Source organism: Pseudomonas sp. 1912-s (genome assembly GCF_029269205.1).
Taxonomy (GTDB): Bacteria; Pseudomonadota; Gammaproteobacteria; order Pseudomonadales; family Pseudomonadaceae; genus Aquipseudomonas.
Genome location: NZ_JARIXR010000001.1, coordinates 183,574 through 207,060, shown reverse-complemented (window position 1 = coordinate 207,060; position 23,487 = coordinate 183,574). Strand labels below are relative to the sequence as shown.

General features: G+C 53.0%; 21 protein-coding genes. 6 read left to right on the top strand and 15 right to left on the bottom strand.

Annotation, left to right across the window (positions count from 1 at the left end; translation table 11 throughout):
- The first annotated feature begins 275 nt into the window (after positions 1-275).
- The 3 genes from eat (at position 276) to P3C29_RS00870 (ending at position 2,596) form a co-directional block, all read left to right on the top strand.
- Positions 276-1,640, top strand: coding sequence for an ethanolamine permease (gene eat / locus P3C29_RS00880; protein WP_003218757.1), 1,365 nt, complete (start codon positions 276-278; stop codon positions 1,638-1,640).
- Positions 1,641-1,749: 109 nt separating this feature from the next.
- On the top strand, positions 1,750-1,917 hold the full coding sequence (locus P3C29_RS00875; protein WP_010176203.1) for a DUF2897 family protein: 168 nt from the start codon (positions 1,750-1,752) through the stop codon (positions 1,915-1,917).
- Between the two features lie 100 nt (positions 1,918-2,017).
- Complete coding sequence (locus P3C29_RS00870) at positions 2,018-2,596, top strand: TetR/AcrR family transcriptional regulator (protein WP_201122421.1); 579 nt, start codon at positions 2,018-2,020, stop codon at positions 2,594-2,596.
- A gap of 27 nt (positions 2,597-2,623) precedes the next feature.
- On the opposite strand, the gene P3C29_RS00865 is transcribed toward P3C29_RS00870, so the two are convergent.
- From P3C29_RS00865 to P3C29_RS00845, 5 genes are all read right to left on the bottom strand, one after another.
- On the bottom strand, positions 2,624-2,956 hold the full coding sequence (locus P3C29_RS00865; protein ID WP_275963713.1) for a helix-hairpin-helix domain-containing protein: 333 nt from the start codon (positions 2,954-2,956) through the stop codon (positions 2,624-2,626).
- A 110-nt stretch (positions 2,957-3,066) separates the two neighbouring features.
- Positions 3,067-5,061, bottom strand: a complete 1,995-nt coding sequence (locus P3C29_RS00860) for a nucleoside-diphosphate sugar epimerase/dehydratase (protein ID WP_201122417.1) — start codon at positions 5,059-5,061, stop codon at positions 3,067-3,069.
- Between the two features lie 58 nt (positions 5,062-5,119).
- Positions 5,120-6,139 (bottom strand): glycosyltransferase family 4 protein, encoded by a 1,020-nt coding sequence (locus tag P3C29_RS00855; RefSeq protein WP_201122415.1) that lies wholly within the window; start codon positions 6,137-6,139, stop codon positions 5,120-5,122.
- The gene (locus tag P3C29_RS00850) at positions 6,136-7,125 is read right to left on the bottom strand and encodes an SDR family oxidoreductase (RefSeq protein ID WP_275963712.1); all 990 of its coding nucleotides are present in this window, start codon (positions 7,123-7,125) and stop codon (positions 6,136-6,138) included. The genes P3C29_RS00855 and P3C29_RS00850 overlap by 4 nt, the downstream gene beginning before the upstream one ends.
- A complete protein-coding gene (locus P3C29_RS00845) occupies positions 7,115-8,260 on the bottom strand; it encodes a glycosyltransferase family 4 protein (RefSeq protein ID WP_275963711.1) in 1,146 nt (381 codons plus the stop codon). The genes P3C29_RS00850 and P3C29_RS00845 overlap by 11 nt, the downstream gene beginning before the upstream one ends.
- A gap of 699 nt (positions 8,261-8,959) precedes the next feature.
- On the opposite strand from P3C29_RS00845, the gene P3C29_RS00840 reads away from it, so the two are divergent.
- The 3 genes from P3C29_RS00840 to P3C29_RS00830 are packed head-to-tail and all read left to right on the top strand — an operon-like array spanning position 8,960 to position 11,266.
- Positions 8,960-9,910: a glycosyltransferase family 2 protein gene (locus P3C29_RS00840; protein WP_275963865.1), complete on the top strand. Its 951-nt coding sequence runs from the start codon at positions 8,960-8,962 to the stop codon at positions 9,908-9,910.
- A complete protein-coding gene (locus P3C29_RS00835; RefSeq protein ID WP_275963710.1) occupies positions 9,897-10,850 on the top strand; it encodes a WxcM-like domain-containing protein in 954 nt (317 codons plus the stop codon). Before P3C29_RS00840 ends, P3C29_RS00835 begins: the two co-directional genes overlap by 14 nt.
- 5 nt (positions 10,851-10,855) lie before the next feature.
- Positions 10,856-11,266, top strand: a complete 411-nt coding sequence (locus tag P3C29_RS00830) for a GtrA family protein (protein ID WP_275963709.1) — start codon at positions 10,856-10,858, stop codon at positions 11,264-11,266.
- A gap of 92 nt (positions 11,267-11,358) precedes the next feature.
- Here the strand turns inward: P3C29_RS00830 and P3C29_RS00825 are convergent, their stop codons facing one another.
- From P3C29_RS00825 to hisC, 10 genes are all read right to left on the bottom strand, one after another.
- Complete coding sequence (locus tag P3C29_RS00825; protein ID WP_275963708.1) at positions 11,359-12,849, bottom strand: hypothetical protein; 1,491 nt, start codon at positions 12,847-12,849, stop codon at positions 11,359-11,361.
- Positions 12,850-12,924: 75 nt separating this feature from the next.
- Positions 12,925-13,818 carry a glycosyltransferase gene (locus P3C29_RS00820; protein ID WP_275963707.1) on the bottom strand — a complete coding sequence of 298 codons (894 nt, stop codon included), beginning with the start codon at positions 13,816-13,818 and terminating at the stop codon, positions 12,925-12,927.
- A gap of 94 nt (positions 13,819-13,912) precedes the next feature.
- The gene (locus P3C29_RS00815) at positions 13,913-15,136 is read right to left on the bottom strand and encodes an O-antigen translocase (RefSeq protein WP_275963706.1); all 1,224 of its coding nucleotides are present in this window, start codon (positions 15,134-15,136) and stop codon (positions 13,913-13,915) included.
- 30 nt (positions 15,137-15,166) lie between these two features.
- A complete protein-coding gene (locus P3C29_RS00810; protein ID WP_275963864.1) occupies positions 15,167-16,288 on the bottom strand; it encodes a DegT/DnrJ/EryC1/StrS family aminotransferase in 1,122 nt (373 codons plus the stop codon).
- Between the two features lie 433 nt (positions 16,289-16,721).
- Positions 16,722-16,970, bottom strand: a complete 249-nt coding sequence (locus P3C29_RS00805; RefSeq protein ID WP_275963705.1) for a lipopolysaccharide assembly protein LapA domain-containing protein — start codon at positions 16,968-16,970, stop codon at positions 16,722-16,724.
- 23 nt (positions 16,971-16,993) lie between these two features.
- Positions 16,994-17,290: an integration host factor subunit beta gene (ihfB, locus tag P3C29_RS00800; RefSeq protein WP_032888918.1), complete on the bottom strand. Its 297-nt coding sequence runs from the start codon at positions 17,288-17,290 to the stop codon at positions 16,994-16,996.
- A gap of 337 nt (positions 17,291-17,627) precedes the next feature.
- Positions 17,628-19,322 carry a 30S ribosomal protein S1 gene (gene rpsA, locus P3C29_RS00795; protein WP_003218806.1) on the bottom strand — a complete coding sequence of 565 codons (1,695 nt, stop codon included), beginning with the start codon at positions 19,320-19,322 and terminating at the stop codon, positions 17,628-17,630.
- 119 nt (positions 19,323-19,441) lie between these two features.
- Positions 19,442-20,131, bottom strand: a complete 690-nt coding sequence (cmk, locus tag P3C29_RS00790; protein WP_275963704.1) for a (d)CMP kinase — start codon at positions 20,129-20,131, stop codon at positions 19,442-19,444.
- Complete coding sequence (locus P3C29_RS00785; protein ID WP_275963863.1) at positions 20,128-22,338, bottom strand: bifunctional prephenate dehydrogenase/3-phosphoshikimate 1-carboxyvinyltransferase; 2,211 nt, start codon at positions 22,336-22,338, stop codon at positions 20,128-20,130. The genes cmk and P3C29_RS00785 overlap by 4 nt, the downstream gene beginning before the upstream one ends.
- Before the next feature lie 28 nt (positions 22,339-22,366).
- A complete protein-coding gene (gene hisC / locus P3C29_RS00780; RefSeq protein WP_010176229.1) occupies positions 22,367-23,479 on the bottom strand; it encodes a histidinol-phosphate transaminase in 1,113 nt (370 codons plus the stop codon).
- Positions 23,480-23,487: the final 8 nt, after the last annotated feature.

Sequence of the window (23,487 nt, the reverse complement as noted above, 5' to 3'; positions counted from 1 at the left end):
GGAGGATTGTCCGCAGGAGTGGCGTAAAGGAACGAGAGCGACGGTATGGGTGGGGCGTAAAGACGGCGTAAAGAGTGGGTTTATGCGGGGTTTACAGGGGGATTTGTGAGCGTTTCCTGTAGGCCGCGCCCTTATCTGGTGCAGGCCCGGAACCCATTCAAACGCCAAACCGTTCCCTCGGCGACAGTTCGGCGCCTTTACGACACGGGCCAGGTGAATGGCATGCCCGCTGCAATGCCCTGAAACATTCCAAACCGTTCAGGGAGAGCTACACGATGAACACACAACTCAAACCCACCTTGGGCACCCTGCATTTGTGGGGCATCGCCGTCGGGCTGGTGATTTCCGGCGAGTATTTCGGCTGGAGCTACGGCTGGGGCGTCGCGGGAACGCTAGGCTTCCTGGTGACCTCTTTGATGGTCGCCGCCATGTACACCTGCTTTATATTCAGTTTCACCGAACTGACCACCGCCATTCCTCACGCTGGCGGTCCGTTCGCCTACAGCCGCCGGGCATTTGGTGAGAAAGGTGGCCTGATCGCCGGGCTGGCAACGCTGATTGAGTTCGTCTTCGCCCCACCGGCCATCGCCCTCGCAATCGGTGCGTATTTGAACGTGCAGTTCCCGGCGCTGGATCCGAAACACGCCGCCGTCGGCGCCTACATCGTGTTCATGGGCCTGAATATTCTCGGCGTGAAGCTGGCGGCGACTTTCGAACTGGTGGTGTGTGTGCTCGCCGTGGCCGAACTGCTGGTGTTCATGGGTGTGGTCGCCCCCGCCTTCAGCTTCAGCAACTTCGCCCTCAACGGCTGGGCCGGCTCCGACACCTTCGGCGCACCGGCGATCGCCGGGATGTTTGCGGCCATTCCATTTGCCATCTGGTTCTTCCTCGCCATCGAAGGTGCCGCCATGGCGGCCGAAGAAGCGAAAGATCCCAAGCGCACCATTCCAAAGGCCTACATCAGCGGCATCCTCACCCTGGTGATTCTGGCCATGGGCGTGATGTTCTTTGCCGGCGGCGTCGGTGACTGGCGCACCCTGTCGAACATCAACGACCCGCTGCCCCAGGCGATGAAAACCGTGGTCGGCGACAGCTCGGGCTGGCTGCACATGCTGGTGTGGATCGGCCTGTTCGGCCTGGTGGCCAGCTTCCACGGGATCATCCTGGGCTACTCCCGCCAGTTCTTTGCCCTGGCGCGCGCAGGCTACCTGCCCTCTTTCCTGGCCAAACTGTCGCGCTTCCAGACGCCGCACCGGGCAATCATCGCCGGAGGAATCGTCGGCATCGCCGCCATCTACAGCGACGGGCTGATCAACCTGGGTGGCATGACCCTGACTGCGGCCATGATCACCATGGCGGTGTTCGGTGCGATCGTCATGTACATCATGAGCATGCTCAGCCTGTTCAAACTGCGCAAAACCGAGCCGCTGCTGGAACGTACCTTCCGCGCACCGGGCTATCCGATCGTGCCGGGGATTGCCCTGGTGCTGGCGGTGGTATGCCTGGTGGCAATGGCGTGGTTCAACGCGTTGATCGGGCTGATCTTCCTGGGCTTCATGGTGGTGGGTTTTGTGTACTTCCAACTGACCGCACAAGACCGCGCCGATGCGCCGGCAGATGCGATGTTGACTGGGCTCTGAGACCTTGCGCAGGAACGGGCCTACAATGAACTACTAAGAAAGCCCGTTACTCAAAGCAGCAACTACCGTGGGAAATTTTTCCACGGTTTGCTGCCTCAAGGAGAACCCTATGCCGTGGTATGCCTGGTTGATTTTAGTGGTCGCGATCGGCTCGATCGTCGGTGGTTTGTTGATGCTGCGAGACAGCGCCAACAAGGTTGAACTGACCGAGGAACAACGCCAACGCGTGGCCGAACGTAACGCCCAAGCGGACGCCAAGGACGCACAGGATCGCTGATCCTGAAGCGGCTCCACCCTGGAGCCGCACAATTTTGTAAACACCCGCCTATGCCCAGGCAAGCTTGGTTAATATGGCCTGATGTTTCGGAGGCCGCCCCATGCGCTATTCACAAGACCACAAAGCTCAAACCCACCAGCGCATCATCAAGGAAGCCTCTGTCCGCTTTCGCCGCGACGGCATCGGTGCGACCGGTTTGCAGCCGCTGATGAAAGCGCTGAACCTGACCCATGGCGGGTTTTACGCTCACTTCAAGTCCAAGGACGAGTTGGTGGAAAAGGCCTTACAAGAGGCCGCCGCGCAATTGGATGAACACTGTGAACAACTGTTCAGCCAGGAACGGCCATTGCACGCGTTTATTGACAGCTACCTGTCGGAATGGCACCAGACCTCCCCGCATGAAGGATGCCCGCTGACGACAATGTCGTCGGAAATGGGCTTGCGCGGGCAGCACAGCCCCACGACGGATGAGGTGCTCAATGCTCGACTCAAGCAGGTTGAAGCGGCACTTGGCAGCCCGAATGCCGGGGAACAGAGCCTGGTGCTGATGTCGACGCTGGTGGGGGCGTTGGTATTGGCGAGAAGTGTGGAGAATGCCGAGCTGGCGACACGGATACTCGATGTGGTTCGGGGAAGCTTGAAAGCAGAACTTGCTGAACAGAAGAAAGCCGGTCGATGACCGGCCTCCTCGCCTGCTTTCAGATCCTCAATTCACCTCAAGCCGGTCGCGGTTCTTTTCCAGAAGCGCCTTGCCGATGCCCTTTACTTCCAGTAACTCATCTATCGCAGTGAAGGGGCCGTTGGTTTCGCGGTAGGCGATGATGGCCTTGGCTTTGGCGGCGCCGATGCCGAAGAGGTCTCGACGCAGGGTTTCGGCGTCTGCGGAGTTGAGGCTGACCTTGGTGGCTTGGTCGACCTTGGTCAGTTGGGTGGTGATGGGGGTTGGGGTTTCGGGTTGCCGGGAGGGTGCTGCAGTGATGGCTAGCGAAATGCTGGTGAAAAAAGTAAAAACGAGGGCTGAGACATAAGCTTTACGCATTGGTGACGCTCCATGACATCGATAAGAGAAAAGCAGCTTTCCGAAGCTGCTTTTCAAACTTAGGCGATGTCCGGGGAGAGTCAAAAACGGGTGAGTTACAGGGTGTAAGTTCAGGGTTCCAGGCGGCGCTGCTGGTAGATCCAGTCGACGATTTCACCGTCCGGGGCGTAACCACTGACGGTGTCACGTAGAAGCTGGCGAACCCGTGTGTAATCGTCCTGGTCGACAGCAGCGAGCAACTCAGTGAGCTTGCCTTTGAGAACGTCCCAGGAAAGATAGTCCTCGTTGGCGCTCATGATCATTGGGTGCTGGGTAGCGACCACGTTGTCACCGATCAGCAGCTCTTCGTACAGTTTTTCACCAGGACGAAGGCCGGTGAACTCGATGGCTATGTCACCGTGGGGATTTTTGTCCGAGCGCACGCTTAGCCCGGACAGGTGAATCATTTTTTCTGCCAATTCGGCAATCCTGACGGGTTCTCCCATATCAAGAACAAAAACATCCCCCCCACATCCCATGGAGCCAGCCTGAACGACCAGTTGCGCAGCCTCAGGAATAGTCATGAAGTAGCGGGTGATTTTCGGGTGGGTCACGGTCAATGGACCGCCTGACTTAATCTGCTTGTGAAATAGCGGAATCACCGAACCCGAGGAACCGAGTACATTGCCAAAACGTACCATGGTGAAACGCGTTTTATTGACCCTTGAAATATTGGAGTTATCTCCAAAAAACACAGGGGCCAATTCGCGGCTCAATGCCTGGAGGGACATTTCAGCAAGACGCTTGGTGCTACCCATGACATTTGTCGGCCGCACCGCCTTGTCAGTGGAGATCAACACAAAGTTAGCCACTCCTGCCTGTAGGGCAGCCTGGGCAGTGTTCAATGTGCCTATCACATTATTTAGCACACCCTCAGCGATATTATGCTCAACCATAGGAACATGTTTGTAGGCAGCAGCATGATAAACAGTCTCGACGTGCCAGGTTCTTAATACGTCGGCTATTTTTTCCTGATGACGCACAGATCCCAAAATAGGCAAAAGACGAACAGATAGCGCCTCCCTGGCAACTCGATGCTCAAGTTCAGAGAGAATATTATAAAGGTTAAACTCGCTGTGCTCGAACAGAATCAGGCAAGTCGGACGCAACTCCAAAATTTGACGGCACAGTTCAGAACCAATAGAACCTCCGGCACCGGTGACCAGGACGGCCTTGCCCGTAATGCAGCGCTCTAAAAGCTCTTCCTGGGCTGGCACGGGATCTCGACCGAGTAAATCCGCGATATCAACTTCCTGGATATCATCGACTTTGACCCGTCCACTGGCCAAATCCATAAAACCCGGAACGCTTCGAACATGCAACGGATAGCCTTCCAGGAAACCCAGAATCTCCCTACGTCGACCTCTGGAAGAGGACGGCACAGCCAGCAGGACTTCCTGTGCGCCCGTGACGTCTATCATCTTTTGAATATGCCTGGAGTTATAAACCTGAAGCCCGGAAATGACCCGATTGGTTATAGTCTCATCGTCATCTATAAACGCAACCGGACGCATACTTCTTCCAATCCGCAACGCGGCAACCAATTGATTACCGGCGGCTCCAGCACCATATATCGCAACGCGCGGGAGTCCGTCGTCGCGGTTGGTAAAGGGAACATATTGAGCGGCAGAAGACCAATCACCCAGAAAAAACTGGCGCATGGCTAAACGCACGCCACCCACCATAATCAAACTCAACCACCAATAATTGAAGATAATAGATCTAGGAACGATAGTCTGATGATTGCTGTACCAATAAACAACAACACCCAATATCAGGGACGATAGACTGACTACCTTGATAATGGTGATAAGTGCGTCATTCCCAAAATATCGCATCACCGCCCGATAGAGCCCGAACCTGATAAAGAGGGGTATCGCCACAACGGGAGCACTTACGAATAACCAAAGGTGTTGAACCAATGGATTGACCATATCATCAATGCCCAAGCGCACGATAAAAGCCATCCATAACGCACACCAGATAAGCACCACATCAACGGTGACCTGGATTAACCTTTTTTGCCTGCGCGGGAGGCCTAGCAAAAATCCCCTGACCTGATCCATAGCTCCCTCAGAAATTCATATATTTTTAACCACAATCCTACAAATAATTCTATCAGGATCACTCCGCTTTAGCTTCCGCTTCACCTGCGCGAAAACGCACTACCAGAGCGATCAAGGGAAGATAGGCAATAATCAACGCAGTGGCTCCGCTCACAAGCGAATAGGCGACACAGGCCGCCAGGGGTAAAAGCCAAAAAACGTTGATTAGACACACCGTCACGGTTACCGGAACGTGCCTGCCAAAATGGCGCGATGCATATTGGTACGCATGGCTGCGATGCGCCTCATAGACAAGGGCGCCACGCAGCAGACGGCGCAACAAAGTGACCGTAGCGTCAACAACAAACACGCCCAGCAGGATGAGCCAGCACCACAGCAAGTCAGCAGATGCCCAGGCTGCCTGAAGGGAGAGCCCTCCCAGCAGAATGCCTATAAAACCACTGCCCGCATCCCCCATGAAAATTTTCGCCGAAGGGAAATTCCAGCACAAGAAACCCGCTGTCGCGCAAGCGAACAATACGTTTACCGGAATCAAGGTGGCATGTCCGGCGATCAAATAAATCACGCACATCCCTAAACAGACACTGATGGCCTCGACACCCGCCAAACCATCAATTCCGTCCATGAAGTTGTAGAGATTGAGCATCCAGACCAGATAAAGCAGCGCACCTACATAACCCACGTAGCCCAAGTCCACCTGCCACCCGAAAAACGCAATTACCGGTAGCCCGCCCGTCCACCAAAGAACGATAGCCGCAGCGATGAAATGCCCCAGTAAACGCCAGCGCGCGGCTATATGACCATGGTCATCCATAAAGCCGATAACGGCGACTATCCCACCTGAGACAAATAATGAAATGAATGCAGGGAAATCAATTTCACCCACAAGATAAAGGCTGATCAAGGAGAGCATGACGGTGACCACGACGGCCACCCCGCCGCCCCGAGGCGTTGGAACAGAATGGGAACTGCGTGCATTCGGAACGTCGATCAAGCTGCGGGACAATGCGTATTTGCGCAACATGCCCGTTAGCAGAAACGACGTCAAAAACACCAACAAAACGGCCAAATAATTCATCTCGCGTTATTCCCCAAGTAGTGTTCTGCGGTCAACTTAAGACCTTCATCGACCTTCATTCGGGGACTCCAACCCAAGAGCGTACGATTTTTTTCAATGTCGACTTGCAAGCTACCGCATAGACGTTGAGACAATGACTTTCTGTTCAGTACCGTCGCGGCAGCGACAAGCAATGCGCTCGGCACTGGTAATAACCGTGCACGACAACCCAATGCACGAGCCATTTTATTCAGCAACTGCGTAGTGGATACATCCTCTCCGTCGCTCACCAAAAACGTTTGATTGGCTGCAGCGGGATGCTCAAGGCAAACACGTATCAAATCCGTAAGGTTATACAGAGATACGAGACTTCTCTTATTGTTGATTGCTCCGAAGGGCAGGATCGCCCCCTTCTTCAACCACGTCATCATCTTGAGGAAGTTAGCTTTGACGCCTGGCCCATATACGAGAACCGGACGAATAATGACCACCTCCATCCCTGTTTCGGTTGCGATACGCTTAAGGCCCTCCTCCGCCTCCATTTTAGAAAGTCCATAGGGGTCTTCGGGGCCAGGAACGTCGTCTGCACGGTAGGGCTTGTCCCGCTGCGTAGACTCGCCATTTACCTTGATTGAGCTGATGAAAATGAAGCGTTTCACACCGCTCTGCGCTGCCTGCGTCGCAAGATTATGTGTTGCCGCCACGTTCGTAATCCTGAACTCTGCCATTGGATCGGTGGCACGTTCATCCATGACGTGCACTCGGGCGGCACAATGAACAACGACATCCACCCCTTCCAAGGCATCCCTGAAATCTGTGTCCGGCTTCAGAGCGCCACACACAAACGTTTCGCAATCGTCCAAAGGATGATCGGGCAAAGATCTGTAAATGGCCCTGGCCGTATACTTTTTATCAACGGCAAGTAACTTGAGCAGCGCACCACCTACAAAACCGCTTGCGCCAGTCACTGCAATACAAGAAGCCTGCTCAAACCCATCAGCGCTCATTCAACAGCCTTTTATAATCGTTCAACAGCAATGTGGCGCACTTGACCGAATCAAAATCAGCACGTGCCCTCGCGGTGGCGCACTCAGCCATGCGTAGGCGCGCCTGATCATCAACTAATAAACTTACCAACGCACTTCCGAGGGCTTGCGAGTTTCTTGGAGGGACCAGCAAGCCGGTGACGCCATCTACAACCGCGTCAGAAAGACCATAAATATCAGTCCCTACAGTTGGCAGCCCCATTGCGGCCGCTTCGATGACTACTGTGCCAAATCCTTCACGATAACTGGGCAGGCAAAGCAAGTCCGCGATAGCCATATATTTCTCGGGCTCATCCGAAAAGCCCACACTGTGTATACGGCTCGCTACTGTGCTATCACCGACAGATTCCACAATCGCCTGGCCGTTGTCCTCAAAGGGCCCCACCAGTACCAAGTGAAAAACCTCATTACTTGACGCGATCCTCTGGAACGCATCGACCAACTCCTGGATGCCTTTGTCCTGGGTGATTCGCCCCACAAACAGTATGACCTTATCACCATCCGAAATACTTAACTGGCTTCTCAACGAAGCGAGATCGTCTGCGGAATACCTGGCTCTGTCAAAGCGCTTAAGATCCACACCGGCCAGTGATCCACATCCAAGAACGGTCAAACTTTCCGGCTTTACAATTTTGCTTGCAACAAGAAACCGCCTCTGACTATCACTGTCGGTATAGCAATGCGTATTCAAAGCGCCAATCAATTTATCGCAGCACTTCAACGTAAAACTTTTAATACCAGACATCGTTACCCAAGGCTGGCCAGTAAACGTATGAATTCGAACTGGCGTGCCTGCCAGGAAAGCGGCAATTGAACACAGCAGGCCCGCTTTGGGTGTGGTTGAATGAACGATATCAAACTTCCCAGACTTGAACGCCCAAAACAGCTTCACCAAGCTGACTAGATCTTTTAGCAGACTGATGTTTCTTGAAATATTTATCGGCTTAAACGCCACATTTCGCAATGTGCCCATTTTCCCTGAAAATTCGTCGTCACTCGCGACCACTGTAATTTCTGCGCCAAGCGCCTGAAGCGTTTGAATCTGAGAGCTCAATTGTGTAATCACGAAAAATGGCACCGTCGAAACACGTGCCACCTTCAATATCCTGTCAGCCAACTCTCACCCCACGGCCCGTTTCGAGATTTGTATATTTTGCCACACATGACGCGCTATCTGTTCAACCAATCCTTTCACGAACCAGGCCGGGAGGCGACTTGGCGCTAGGGTTGCCTGCCGCAGGAAAATCGTATTCGGGTGCATAATTACCATGGTGCTCTTTCGGCCGCATGTCAGCGCCGGGGCGGCATGTGGCGAAAAAAGCTCCCACAGGGGCGATGCTGAGTACCAGCCAATCAGCTCTGCGCGGGACCCGCCGGAACAGACCGAAAATCCCTGGCCGTCCCGGGAGTTCGCACCGTTTGACGGGTATGGCCTCCTCCCAGTGATGTCTGCCGCTGAAGCGATTGTCGAGTAGCAGGAATGACAGCAGACAAGCTCTTGTCAGCACCTGCAGAATTCGTTCGCATCTGTCCAACCGCCAACGTCCCGGTTTTTGAAGATGCAGCCAACCCGATGTGCTAACCACGTCGGCAGTTGTGAATGATCACTACCAGCGTTCAATTTCCCGTTGCAGACTACAAACAACCCGCTTACCCTGTCGCGCAAGTTAGCTCGCTCGAAGTGACTGGGCAAGCGTGTGATACTGTAATTCCCCTACCTTGTTTTCCCGGCCAAACAGGCGAAGAAGTTGATCGCGTTATTGAGGCTGTCACTACTTACTTCTCCAGGGAGGAAATAACTTTGCTGACATTGGTCATTCCCGTTTATCGCAACGAGGACAATCTGCCAGATTTGCTCTCGGCCCTAAATAGCCTGAACACGCAACTCGAAAACGATATAGAGTTCGTGTTCGTTGTAGATGGCAGCCCAGATCGCTGTTACGAGATTCTTCGCGAACGGCTGCCATCGCAGCCTTTCCGGTCAAAGCTCATTTTGCTCTCGCGAAATTTTGGCTCGTTCATGGCGATTCGCACAGGATTGCAGAATGGCAGCGGCGATCGATTTGCGGTAATGGCCGCAGACTTGCAAGAACCGCCGGAACTGGTGCTCGAAATGAATCGGGTTCTTTTACGCCAAGACACCGACGTTGTGGTCGGTGTCCGAGAAGGACGGCAGGATCCATGGGCCAGCCGGATGGCATCCAAGGTTTTTTGGGGCCTCTACCGTCGTTATGTCATTCCAGAGATACCTCCCGGCGGCGTTGATATGTTCGCGTGTAACCGGGCATTCAGGGACACGCTGCTGACACTGGATGAACGACATAGCTCTCTGATTGCTCAAATCTTCTGGCTCGGATATCGCCGAGAGGTCGTCACCTACTCTCGCCAAGAAAGAGTTCACGGCAAGTCAGCCTGGACCTTGCGCCGAAAAGTCAATTATCTGATGGACAGTGTGTTCTCATTCACAGACCTGCCCATCAGGCTGCTTACCCGGGTCGGTGCTTTTGGCTCAGTCATTGCGGCCATTTTTGCCGTCATCACTCTTATTGCGAAGCTGCACGGCATCATTCAAGTCCCGGGCTACGCGATGATTATGCTAACCATCACCTTCCTGGGCTGCCTGAATCTCCTGGGGCTAGGTATCGTTGGCTCCTACGCATGGCGCACTTACGAAAATACAAAAAATCGGCCGTTAGCAATCCCAATGCGGATTGAAGGTTATGGAGGTATTAATGAGCAGCACTAAAAACTTTTTCGTACACAGCCATGCGCTTTGTGAGTCTGAAAATATTGGCGACGGCTCGCGTATCTGGGCCTTCGCACACATCCTTCCGGGCGCTAGCCTCGGTAGCGAATGCAATGTCTGCGACAACGTTTTCATCGAAAATGATGTGATTATTGGTGATCGGGTAACGTTGAAGTGTGGTGTGCAAGTCTGGGATGGCATCACCATTGAGGACGATGTTTTTATCGGGCCGAATGCAACGTTCACAAATGACCTTTTCCCACGTAGTAAGGTTTACCCAAAAACGTTTGCTCGTACGATCATTCGAACGGGTGCATCGCTTGGCGCCAACTGCACCATTTTGCCAGGCCTGACCATTGGTACTAACGCCATGATTGGCGCTGGCGCAGTCGTGACAAGGTCCATTCCGCCCAATGCAATCGTTGTCGGTAACCCTGCGAAGATTATTGGCTATGTCGATGCCAAACCGGTTAATACCACGCAAGATGTTTCCGAGCATACGGCCCCGATGCCAAGTGCAGTTAAAACTTCTGTCAATGGGGTAACATTACACACAATGACGGAAGTTGCTGATATTCGCGGCAGCCTTTCTGTTGGAGAGTTTGAACGCACAGTACCTTTCAAATCAGAACGTTACTTCTTGGTCTACGATGTTCCCACCGCAGAAACGCGGGGTGAGCACGCTCATCGCGTTTGTCACCAGTTCCTGATCGCCGTAAAGGGCTCAATCCATGTAGTTGCCGACGACGGTCGAAACCGAGAGGAGTTCGTGCTAGACAAACCAAACAAAGGGATTTATCTGCCGCCTATGACGTGGGGTATCCAATACCGCTATTCCCATGATGCTGTACTCATGGTATTTGCTTCGCACTACTATGACTCAGCTGATTATATTCGGAACTACGACGAATTTAAGGCGTTAATCTCCGACGCTGGATGACTCAGATGATCAAGTACGTCGCCACTAAAATTTTCAAGAAAGACTTCTCGAGGTTCCTGTTGTCAGGTGGTTTCAATACCATCGTGACCTACGGAGCCTATTTATTGCTGTTGAAATACTTCTCTTACAACACAAGTTATACAATGGCCTATGTTGGCGGAATAATACTTGCTTATGTACTGAATCGCTTCTTTGTCTTTGGAAGTCATAAAGGTATCAAATCCGTAGTGTTATTCCCCTTGGTTTATCTAGCCCAATATCTTGTCAGCCTGATAGTTCTTTGGGCATGGGTCGAGAAGTTGGGTCTTGATGAGCGTGCTGCTCCATTGCTGGCGATTGCTATTACAGTGCCGATGACCTTCATACTTACTAAACTTTTGTTTTCAGAACACCGGACACACAAAGATCCAAGCTAGTCAATCTTGGAAACCTGAAGCTAACCCCCTGGGCAGTCGCCCACAAAAAAGCCTGCGAGAGCAGGCTTTTTTGTGCTGGCTTAAAATTAGCGCTACGACTCACCCACCGTGTAATCTTTGGTTACTCCTAAACCAATATAAACAGCCGCCGCCCCAACCAGCGCAATCAGGCCAACTTTATAAACATCAACGGACATCCAGGGCCCTTGCCGTCCGAAATAGTATTGCCATTCAGGACTCTGAAATCCCAACCCGTTTTGTACTGCAGTTGCAGTGCTGGCTTGAATGCCGAACATGGTAAACAGTGACGCAATTGATGCCAGGACCAGGAAAACCTGCTGGCGCCTCGTGTTTTCGGTCAACGCATAAATAACCACACATGCCGGAAGAACCCCGATCCACTGACGGCTTTCTGATCCAAAACACAGGAATGGAAGAAAAGAGATGACAATAAATAGCAAACCGACCGGCATATTCGTGTTCCCACGGAAGCACCACCGTATGCACTGAGCAGCGACAAGTGGAACAACGAGACCAAAATACAGGAAATGTGAAACCCACGGTTTAAAAGGGGCGCCAACAGCTTGCAACATCAAGTTTTTTATTAAGGGAGGACCTTTAAACCCTGACGAAAAATTGATGATCAGCTTCATTGCCAGATAACTAGCAGCTATCGTGCAAATACCAAGCACAAGACTGCGTATGCTAAGTGACTGTTGAAGTTTAGGGCTGCATAAAAAGCTTGCACCAGCCCAAGCAAGGATGACGATAGCCAACGCCTGGATCGCAATCGAAAACGGAACGAGAGATGCAATACCAGTACTTCCTCCGCTCGCCATGTAGGTTGCCACCTTTACGATTGTGATTTTCCTCATCCAGTAGCAGTAGAGCAACAGCCCAATCACGGAAAAAAAAGCGAAAAGCCTGACTTTAAATCGATCTGTGACGTCGATTTCGTGGTTTTTTTTGTCTCGTTTATAAGGAAAAGCAACCAACCCCAGCGGTACTAAAAACAATCCAGGAAACAGCCACACAAACCAAGCGCACAGTATATAAAGACACACGCTTTTTTGCTTAACCCAACACCACATGGCCATACAGCAAAGAGGGAGTGCCAAGTTATCACTGAGTACCGGATAGAAAACAGGCATCACTAAACCGGCCCAACTGAACATTAACAATGCTACTGAACAACCAGCCTTGCGAGAATCTACACCAAGCGCTCTCAAGCAACTGAAGAGACTTCCCGCACCCACTGCCATCATACCGATATTAAATACCAACTGAACAAGCACCAACGTTGCCGTCCCTGCTCCACCCCAAGCGAATGGAAGCAGTTGGAGAAACCCTGAAAGTCTTACTGAGCGATAGGGATCACCCACTATAGGCTCGCCAGCCGCTAGTAACTTTACATAGCCCAGATAATCATTTCCATCCCAACCTGAACCGTTATTCAGGGGTATAAAACCAATCCATATGTATGCAAGAAGCATCAACATGAACACTGCTATAGCGACATGCATCCCCGATAGGGCATCAGCGTCGCGTGCGAACATTTTCAAAACTAATCCTTCCTTCTTCACGATAGGTTCAGCCACCCGAGCTAAATTAAGCTTATGTGGTAGCCGCGATCCAGTGCGACCTGAAACTTAGCGGCATCACCATCTAAATAGTAGATGCAATATTCCTTGATAAAATCTTGGTTCCGAGTAGCTATGGAAATTAACCAAAAGCTTGCGAAGTAGGTGTATCGCTTCCGTCTTTCGGCCCGTGGCAAGATTTCTGAATCGAACACAACTCAAGACGCACTGCACTCGGTCATATAGGGGATGATCCCGATGCTGCTCAGCAACCATCAATAGGCCATTATGCACAAGATCAAGTTGCTTCATCGTGTTACCTGGGTGCATGCGATATTTTGCCAGTACGAGAGGAAGGACCTCTACAAACTTATTATTCCCTTTAGTCAATCGCGTCCACATATCCCAGTCTTCTATCTTCACTTCCGGGTTGTAACCGCCCGCATCCAAAATGGCCTGCAGCACCACCATGCTCGCGGGCGCTGGCAATTCGGCCCTGAGTAGAAATACCTCATCAAACCGGTACTTCCCGCCCCTTTTTCGAACCCCCCTTTCAACGCCATCATCGTCAATAAGCGACACCGAGCCAAATGACGCTACACAATCGGGATTCCCCAGCATGTGCTCTACTAATACAGCCGTCTTATCTGGATAAAGAATGTCATCAGACGCCAGCGCGGAAAAATAAGTACCCGAAGCCCACTGAAGTGCATCATTTAAAGTTGCTGACAATCCTTTATTTGGCCGCGACACAAACTTAAAACGAGTGAATCGCGCCTCACATTGCTCTAGAAATCTGCTCACGACTTCAGCCGATCTATCTGTCGAACCGTCGTCTATAATGATCAGCTCTATATTTTTATACGTTTGCGCAACAACGCTTTTTATGCTCGCCTCAACAAAACCCTCATGATTATATACGGGCACACACATAGTGACTAATGGACCGAGTGCGCAATCTTTACTATCCAAAACTAACCCTCTGTCAGGAACACGCTATTATCAGCAGATAAACAGAAAACCGACACGTCAAAAACAATACAAATCCAGTAACGCAACACGCCAATCATGCAAGAATCCCTTTTTTCTTCAGAATCACAAACATGGAAAACAGGTATAAACCGTAGGCGATTGCGTGTGCAACTACAGCACTTTTTAGACCAAAAGCAGATAGCGATATCACCAACATATAAAATATCAGGGCAAATGCAATCTCTGAAACTATGAAAATCCGCCAGTATGCCTTGGCGGCCAACACGTAACCTAAAATCCAACTGGCAATTTTCATGACGTCACCAACCATCTGCCAACCGAACAACTCGCGCATCGGCAAAAAATCAGATGTAAAAAGTACTGAAATAATAAAGTCACGTAGCGCGTACATGATCAAACCACATACAACCGCCACCGGAAAAATCACCTTGTAGACTTTCAATATCTCTAACTTTATGGATTTTGCGTCCTTTAACTCTGACAATCTTGGCAAATAGTAGACACTTAGCGTCGTTGTTACCAACATAAGGTTGGCCGTACTTAAACGCCACATAGCCTCCCAATACCCTGCCGCCTCCCATCCAAAGGTTGCCCCAAGATGATTCCGCACAAGGATATGGCTTAGCGGCATACACAACGCTGATGAAAGGGCCATAAGTGTGAACTTAGACAGATTGACAGCCGTGCCTCTGTCTAAGTTTCCAACAACATAGGATAGCTTGAACCATGGAGTCTTAAAGCATATGAACAATGTAATGAAAAAGCTGAGCGACTGGTAGACAGCCAAGGCAACCAATGCTCCAAGCAAGCCATAGAACATTGACATCACTGTTGTAACTAGAATTGCGAATAAGCTCCCCGCAATACTCGCCAACACGTATTTGCCTATCTCCTTTTTCCCATTCAATATAGCCAACATCAAAGTGTTAAATGTAAAAAACACCAATGTCGCACCAAACCAAATAAAAACACCGCTATAACTTTCATCCTTCAGAAACAATGCCGCCAATGTTTTACTGAAAACAATAATCAAAACCGAAAAAAACAGTGATCCTGATAGAGCTATTGTCCCCGCCGTTCGCCACACCCGATGCTGCGCAGCCACATCATCTTTAAACTCAGCTGTATATTTAGTAACCCCTGTATTGACAGCACCACTGGCAAAGGTAGTGATCATTTGTACCGCGTTTTGAAACTGACCAATAGCAGCGTAACCGCCTGGACCGACATAGACAGCGAGGACCTTATTGATACCCAATAGCGTAAGCATTTTTATGAATACAGCAATTGCATTCAACAGGCTCGTCCGTATAAAAGTCATGCCCGATCAGCCATTCCCTGAAAAACTATTACAAGCATCAACAACGCGCCGTGCATCATCCAAACTCAAGGAAGGCCCCATTGGAAGACTCAACACGCGACGGTGCATTTGCTCTGAAACGGGAAAAGAATATTCACGCCACTCGGAATAAGCGGGTTGCTGATGCGGCGGAATTGGATAATGAATCAGTGTTTGTACACCACACGCGGTCAAGTGTTCCTTGAGCGCTTCGCGCTGATCGCAACTGATGACGAAAAGATGCCAAACGTGACTTTCATCGCAACCATCCCCAGTCCCTGTGACAGGCAGCTTGATATTTGGGTTTTTAATACCCTCCAAATAAAGCGTGGCAATTTCTCGCCGGTGCTGGGTTTGCACATCCAAATATTTAAGTTTGACACTCAACATCGCAGCCTGAATTTCATCCAGCCGGCTATTAACCCCTTGATACAGGTTTTTATATTTTTCCTGAGAGCCGTAGTTGCGTAACGCTCTAAGCGTATCGGCCAGTTCTAAATCATCAGTAGTGATTGCACCAGCGTCCCCTAAAGCCCCCAGATTCTTCCCAGGGTAAAAACTAAATCCTGATGCATCCCCCCAACTGCCGGCTTTTCTACCACCAATACTTGCACCGTGCGATTGTGCGGAATCTTCTAAAACAAGCAAATCATGCTCAGCCGCGACTTTCAACAACGCTGGCATATCAGCCAACTGGCCATATAAATGGACCGGTAAGATCACGCGTGTTCTTGGAGTAATCGCTTTTCTGACATTGGATGGACACAAGTTAAACGTATCCGCATCTGGCTCAACTAAAACGGGAGTCAGACGATTTTCCGTAATGGCCAGTATGCTTGCAATGTAGGTATTGGACGGAACGATGACTTCATCACCCTCCTGGATTTTTCCCAAAACTTTCCAGGCACGTAATGTCAAGATTAATGCATCAAGGCCGTTCGCGACGCCGACACAATACCGAGAACCACAAAACTCAGCATATTCCGCTTCAAATTTTGCCAGTTCACGACCACCAATGTACCAGCCCGAATCAATTACACGTGTACAGGCCGCTACCAACTCATCACGGAACGCAGCATTAACCGACTTCAAATCCAAAAAATCTATCATTTCCATGTCCCCAATTATTTTACGGAGTTCCTTAACACTACTGCGCACTCGGGAATATCCTTGGTCGCAGCCACATCAACGCTGACCATTGCGCAATGCCCAATCAATACACCGGGCATGATCGTGACGGTGGCCTTTGGGCAAGCGAAGCCGCCATCCACGACTACTCCATCCATTTCCTATGAGCCCCCCAGATTTCACCGTGGCATTGTTCCCGACAACAACCTCACTTTCAATCAATGCGTGCGCACAAGTTGCATCCATTTTCGATAACGGCACCTCTCAGATGCGACTGCCCCAACACTAAAGCGTGCTTAACCGCAGAAACGCGCAAAGGGAGGGGAGGCGTACAGGCGCAAAAAAGCGGACCGTGCACTTGAGGAAAGTACACGATGAATCCACTGCCTAACCTGTTCTGAATGATATAGCGGCGTTAACGCTGAAGAGGCGTACTCGACCGCTCACGACGCGTTGCGTACCTGACTAGCGCGCCGAATATCGGCCCGATCAGCATACCGACGATTAATGCCAAGGTAACAAACACTGCGGCAGGCCACTGCGCACTACTCCAGCCAAAAAATGACAGGGTAACGGCTTGTTGGTTTTCCAACACAAACGCTAAAATCGCCAAAACGACGACAAAAATAGCTAATATCAATATAAATCGCTTAACCCCGCGCATAATCCTCTCCTACCTAAAAAGACTCAGACGCCGTCTTCCTCATCTTCATTGACTCGGTCTCGCAATTCCTTCCCCGGCTTGAAGTGAGGTACGAACTTTCCGTCAAGACTGACGGATTGCCCGGTCTTAGGATTGCGACCTACACGCGGCGCCCGGTAATGCAGCGAGAAACTACCAAAGCCACGAATTTCAATCCGGTCCCCGGTAGCCAGGCACTGGGACATTTGTTCAAGCATAGTCTTGATAGCAAGCTCCACATCCTTGGATGAGAGGAGCCCTTGATGGGTGACAATTCGTTCGATCAACTCCGACTTCGTCATATTTTTCCCTTCTTTTTCAAGCAGCTAGGAAAAGCGCTTCGAAGGTTTTAGCATGACCGGAGGAATTTGAACAGCCCAAGTATTGACTTATATTCAAAGAGTTGGGGCGTAACTCTCAGAGCCACGGCTTTAGAGCCCGCCACCCCTCGCTTCGCCTAGCGGCACAGAAGCCACTCAAGAGTGATAACTGGCTGATGGAGCCTATGAGCGCGAACGCGCTACCAGCAAGACCACAGCGCCCCAGCCGCAGAACACCGGGACGAAGTTCGCATAACACCAAATCCAAGGCACAAAAAAGGGCGACCGAAGTCGCCCTTTTTCTATGGTCTGACAGAACTTAGTTCTGCTTTTCCATTTGTGCACGCAGCAGGTCGCCCAGAGTGGTAGGACCAGCAGAAGGCTCAGAGGTAGCTGGCTTGTCGCGCAGGCTCTGGATTGCTTCTTTCTCTTCAGCATCGTCTTTCGACTTGATGGAGAGCTGGATTACGCGGCTCTTGCGGTCAACGCTGATGATCTTGGCTTCTACTTCTTCGCCTTCTTTCAGAACGTTGCGCGCGTCTTCAACGCGGTCACGGCTGATTTCGGAGGCTTTCAGAGTCGCTTCGATATCGTCGGCCAGAGTGATGATGGCGCCTTTGGCGTCAACTTCTTTCACGATGCCTTTAACGATTGCGCCTTTGTCGTTCTCTTGAACGTACTCGGAGAACGGATCGCTTTCCAGTTGCTTGATACCCAGGGAGATACGCTCGCGCTCTGGGTCAACCGACAGGATAACGGTGTCCAGCTCGTCGCCCTTCTTGAAACGACGAACAGCTTCTTCGCCAACTTCGTTCCAGGAGATGTCGGACAGGTGAACCAGGCCGTCGATGCCGCCGTCCAGACCAATGAAGATACCGAAATCGGTGATCGACTTGATGGTGCCGGAGATTTTATCGCCCTTGTTGAACTGGCCAGAGAAATCTTCCCATGGGTTAGATTTGCACTGCTTGATGCCGAGGGAGATGCGACGACGCTCTTCGTCGATGTCCAGAACCATAACTTCCACTTCATCGCCGACTTGTACGACTTTCGAAGGGTGGATGTTCTTGTTGGTCCAGTCCATTTCGGAAACGTGTACCAGGCCTTCCACGCCTTCTTCCAGCTCTGCGAAGCAGCCGTAGTCGGTCAGGTTGGTAACACGCGCGGTTACGCGAGTGCTTTCTGGGTAACGAGCCTTGATAGCGACCCATGGATCTTCGCCCAGCTGTTTCAAGCCCAGGGAGACACGGTTGCGCTCACGATCGTACTTCAGAACCTTGACATCGATCTCGTCGCCAACGTTGACGATTTCCGATGGATGCTTGATACGCTTCCAAGCCATGTCGGTAATGTGCAGCAGGCCATCGACGCCACCCAGATCGACGAATGCGCCGTAATCGGTGAGGTTCTTGACGATACCTTTGACTTGTTGGCCTTCCTGCAGGGATTCCAGCAGAGCTTCACGCTCGGCGGAGTTTTCTGCTTCCAGGACGCTGCGACGGGAAACGACAACGTTGTTGCGTTTCTGGTCGAGTTTGATGACCTTGAATTCGAGTTCTTTGCCTTCCAGGTGCGTGGTGTCGCGCACAGGACGAACGTCGACCAAAGAACCTGGCAGGAACGCACGGATGCCGTTAACGTCGACAGTGAAGCCGCCTTTAACCTTACCGTTGATAACGCCCTTGACCACTTCTTCAGCTGCGAAGGCTGCTTCGAGAACAATCCAGCATTCAGCGCGCTTGGCTTTTTCACGGGACAGCTTGGTTTCACCGAAACCGTCTTCAACCGAGTCCAGAGCAACGTGAACTTCGTCACCGACATTGATAGTCAGGTCACCAGCATCGTTGTAGAACTGTTCCAGCGGGATCAGAGCTTCAGACTTCAGACCAGCGTGAACGGTTACCCAGCGAGCTTGGTAATCGATATCAACGATAACACCGGTGATGATGGAGCCTGCCTGAAGGTTCAGGGTTTTTAGGCTTTCTTCAAAGAGTTCCGCAAAGCTTTCGCTCATTTTAATTCCTGTTGATAAGGGCGAAGAATACGCCCATCTCCACACCCCAGACGGTGTGGGTCAGTTTCAATTAAAAGAAGCACCACAGGACTATGACTGGTCCCCTGCGGCCTTCTTGGTCACCCGGCGATATCGCGAATGGCGATTTCACTCAAGATGCGTTGCAGCACCTGCTCGATGGACAACTCCGTGGAATCCAGCTGTATGGCGTCAGCCGCCGGCTTGAGCGGGGCTACCGCACGCTGGGTGTCACGCTCATCGCGTGCACGGATCTCATCTAGCAGACTCGACAGACTAACACCATCGACTTTGCCCTTCAACTGCAAGTAACGGCGACGGGCCCGCTCCTCGGCGCTGGCGGTCAGGAAAATCTTCAGCGGTGCCTCGGGAAAAACCACCGTGCCCATGTCGCGGCCGTCAGCCACCAGGCCCGGCGGCTCCTGAAAAGCTCGCTGGCGCTGCAGCAAAGCGTCGCGCACAGCCGGCAAGGCGGCAACTTGGGACGCCCAGGAACCGACCTGTTCGTTTCGCAGATCATCCGTCACATCGTCCCCTTCCAGGATGATGCGCTGGGGATGACCTTCCGTCGCCCCGACGAACTGCACATCAAGATGGGCAGCCAGCAGCTTCAGTGATTCTTCGTTGGTCAGGTCGACGCCATGGTTGCGCGCAGCAAAAGCCAGCAAGCGGTACAGCGCGCCGGAATCCAGCAGGCACCAGCCCAGGCGCTTGGCCAGGATGCCGGCGATCGTGCCTTTGCCCGAGCCACTTGGCCCGTCGATGGTAATCACCGGTGCTTTGATATTCACAATTGAGCCTCTTGGGCAACACGGATGCCGACTTGGGCACACAGTGTAAGAAAATTCGGAAAAGACGTAGCCACGTTGGCACAGTCATGGATACGAATCGGCGCAGCCGCTCGCAGGGAGGCCACGCTGAAGGCCATGGCAATCCGGTGATCGCCATGGGCATGGACTTCACCACCACCGATTACGCCGCCTTCAATGATAATCCCATCAGGTGTCGGTTCACACTTTACGCCCAACGCCAGCAGCCCATCGGCCATCACCTGGATCCGATCGGACTCCTTGACCCGCAGCTCCTCTGCCCCACGCAATACCGTCCGGCCTTGCGCGCACGCCGCCGCCACGAACAACACCGGGAACTCATCGATAGCCAGCGGAACAAGGGCTTCGGGAATCTCGATACCCCTCAACGGCGCCGCGCGAACACGCAGATCGGCAACCGGCTCGCCACCCACTTCCCGCTGGTTTTCCAGGGTGATATCCGCGCCCATCAGCCGCAGGATATCGATCACCCCGGTACGAGTCGGATTGATGCCCACGTGCTCAAGCAACAGCTCAGAGCCTTCGGCGATCGAAGCCGCCACCAGGAAAAACGCCGAGGACGAAATATCCCCCGGCACTTCTATATGCGTCGCGGTCAGCGAGTGACCGGACTCGACCGACGCCGTTGCCCCCGCCACCTCCACCGGATAACCAAAACCACGCAACATCCGCTCGGTATGGTCACGGGTCGGCGCGGGCTCGGTAATCGAGGTTTTACCCTCGGCATACAACCCAGCCAGCAGCAGGCAGGATTTAACCTGGGCGCTGGCCATCGGCAATGCGTACGTCAGCCCTTTCAGTGTCTGGCCACCACGAATCGTCAGTGGCGGACGCCCTTCCGGCCCGGTCTCGATTACCGCGCCCATTTCACGCAATGGCTTGGCCACACGATTCATTGGGCGCTTGGACAACGAGGCATCGCCCGTCAATACGCTGTCAAAGCTTTGCGCCGCCAGCAAACCGGACAACAGCCGCATGGAGGTGCCGGAATTACCCAGATAAATCGGACCTGGCGCCGGCTTCAAGCCATGCAGGCCAACCCCGTGAATGGTGACGCGCCCGTGGTGCGGGCCTTCAATCACCACGCCCATGTCGCGAAACGCCTGCAGGGTCGCCAGGGCATCCTCACCTTCCAGGAAACCTTCTACCTCGGTGATGCCATCCGCCAGCGACCCAAGCATGATCGAGCGATGAGAAATCGATTTATCCCCAGGCACCCGAATCCGCCCGCTCAAGCGGCCAGCCGGGCTGGCGAGAAACACCAGGTCATCCGCGTTTACAGCAGCATCCATATAAGCCCGACGCGCCAGAATCTTGCTGAAATGCTCCCGCGCCACCCGCGCACGGGTGAACACGCCCAACAACTGATGCCCGTCGCCTGCATCGACCGCGTCGCGCAAGGCGTCGAGATCACTGCGGAACGTATCCAGGGTGCGCAACACCGCATCGCGGTTGGCGAGGAAGATGTCGTGCCACATCACCGGGTCGCTGCCGGCGATCCGGGTGAAGTCACGGAAACCACCGGCGGCGTAACGGAAAATCTCGAGGTTCTCGTTGCGCTTGGCCAGCGAGTCCACCAGGCCAAACGCCAGCAAATGCGGCAAATGACTGGTCGCCGCCAACACTTCATCGTGGCGCTCGACCTGCATGTGCTCGACGTCCGCCCCCAGCTCGCGCCAGAGCCGATCCACCACGGCCAATGCCGCAGGATCGGTTTCATCCAGTGGCGTCAGAATCACTTTATGGCGGCGGAACAGTTGCGCATTGGACGCCTCCACCCCGCTCTGCTCGGACCCGGCAATCGGGTGCCCGGGAACAAAGCGCGCAGGCATGCCACCAAAGGCCTGCCGGGCGGCACGCACGACATTGCCCTTGGCACTGCCGACGTCGGTCAGGATCGCCCGGCCCAGGTCCATGCCAGCCAACAGCGCCAGCAACTTCTCCATGGCCAGGATCGGCACCGCCAACTGAATGACATCCGCGCCCTGGCAGGCAATCGCCAGGTCCGCCTCGCAGCGATCCACCACCCCCAATTCAACCGCCAACTTGCGCGATTGCGGGTCCAGGTCCACACCGACCACTTCGCCACACAGGCCGCTTTCCCGCAGGCCCTTGGCGAAGGAGCCTCCGATCAATCCCAGACCGACCACCACCAGGCGACCGATCATAGGCACAGCAGGTTGCAATGCAGTGACATCAACCACGAGCCAGAACCTTGGCCAGTGCCTCAAGGAAGCGGCTGTTTTCTGCAGGCAAACCGATGGTGATGCGCAGGTGGTTCGGCATGCCGTAATTGGCAACCGGACGTACGATCACGCCTTCGCGCAGCAGGCCCTGGAACACCGGCGCCGCAACTTGGCCGAGATCGACACAAATGAAGTTGCCCTTGGACGGAATCCAGCCCAGACCCAACTCACGGAAGCCTTCCTGCAATTGCAGCATGCCGCTTTCGTTGAGGCGACGACCTTCTTCCAGGTACTCGGCGTCCTGCACCGCAGCGCAAGCCGCTGCCAGTGCGAGGCTGTTGACGTTGAAGGGCTGGCGAACACGGTTCAGCACATCGGCCACCACGGCGGTGGACAGGCCGTAACCGACCCGCAGCGATGCCAGGCCATAAGCCTTGGAGAACGTGCGCGAGACCAGCAGGTTCGGATAGGCCGCGAGGAAGTCCAGGCCGTCCGGCAAGTCGCTGCCTTCGGCGTACTCGATGTAAGCCTCGTCCAGCACCACCAGCACGTGCTCCGGAACGTCTTGCAGGAAATTGTCCAGCACCTCGGCGCTGAACCAGGTACCGGTCGGGTTATTCGGGTTGGCGATAAACACGACACGGGTCTTGTCATCGATGGCCGCCAGCATGGCCGGCAGGTCATGGCCCCAATCCCTGGCAGGAATGACGCGAGCTTCAGCCCCTACCGCCTGAGTGACAATCGGATAGACCGCAAACGCGTGCTCACTGAACACCGCATTCAGGCCCGGCGCCAGATAGGCACGGCCGACCAGCTCCAGAATGTCGTTGGAACCGTTACCCAGGGTCACCTGGTTCAGCTCAACCCGGCACTTTTCCGCCAACAGGGACTTGAGCGCAAAGCCATTGCCATCGGGGTAACGGGTCAGCTCAGCCAGCGCATCACGAATCGCGGCCAGTACCTTGGGGCTTGGGCCCAACGGGTTTTCGTTACTGGCCAGCTTTACGATCTTCGATGGATCCAGATTCAACTCACGCGCCAACTCGTCCACAGGCTTGCCCGGAACGTAAGGCGACAGTTGTTGCACGCCCGGCTGTGCCAGGGCGAGGAAGTTGCCACTCATGTTAAAGC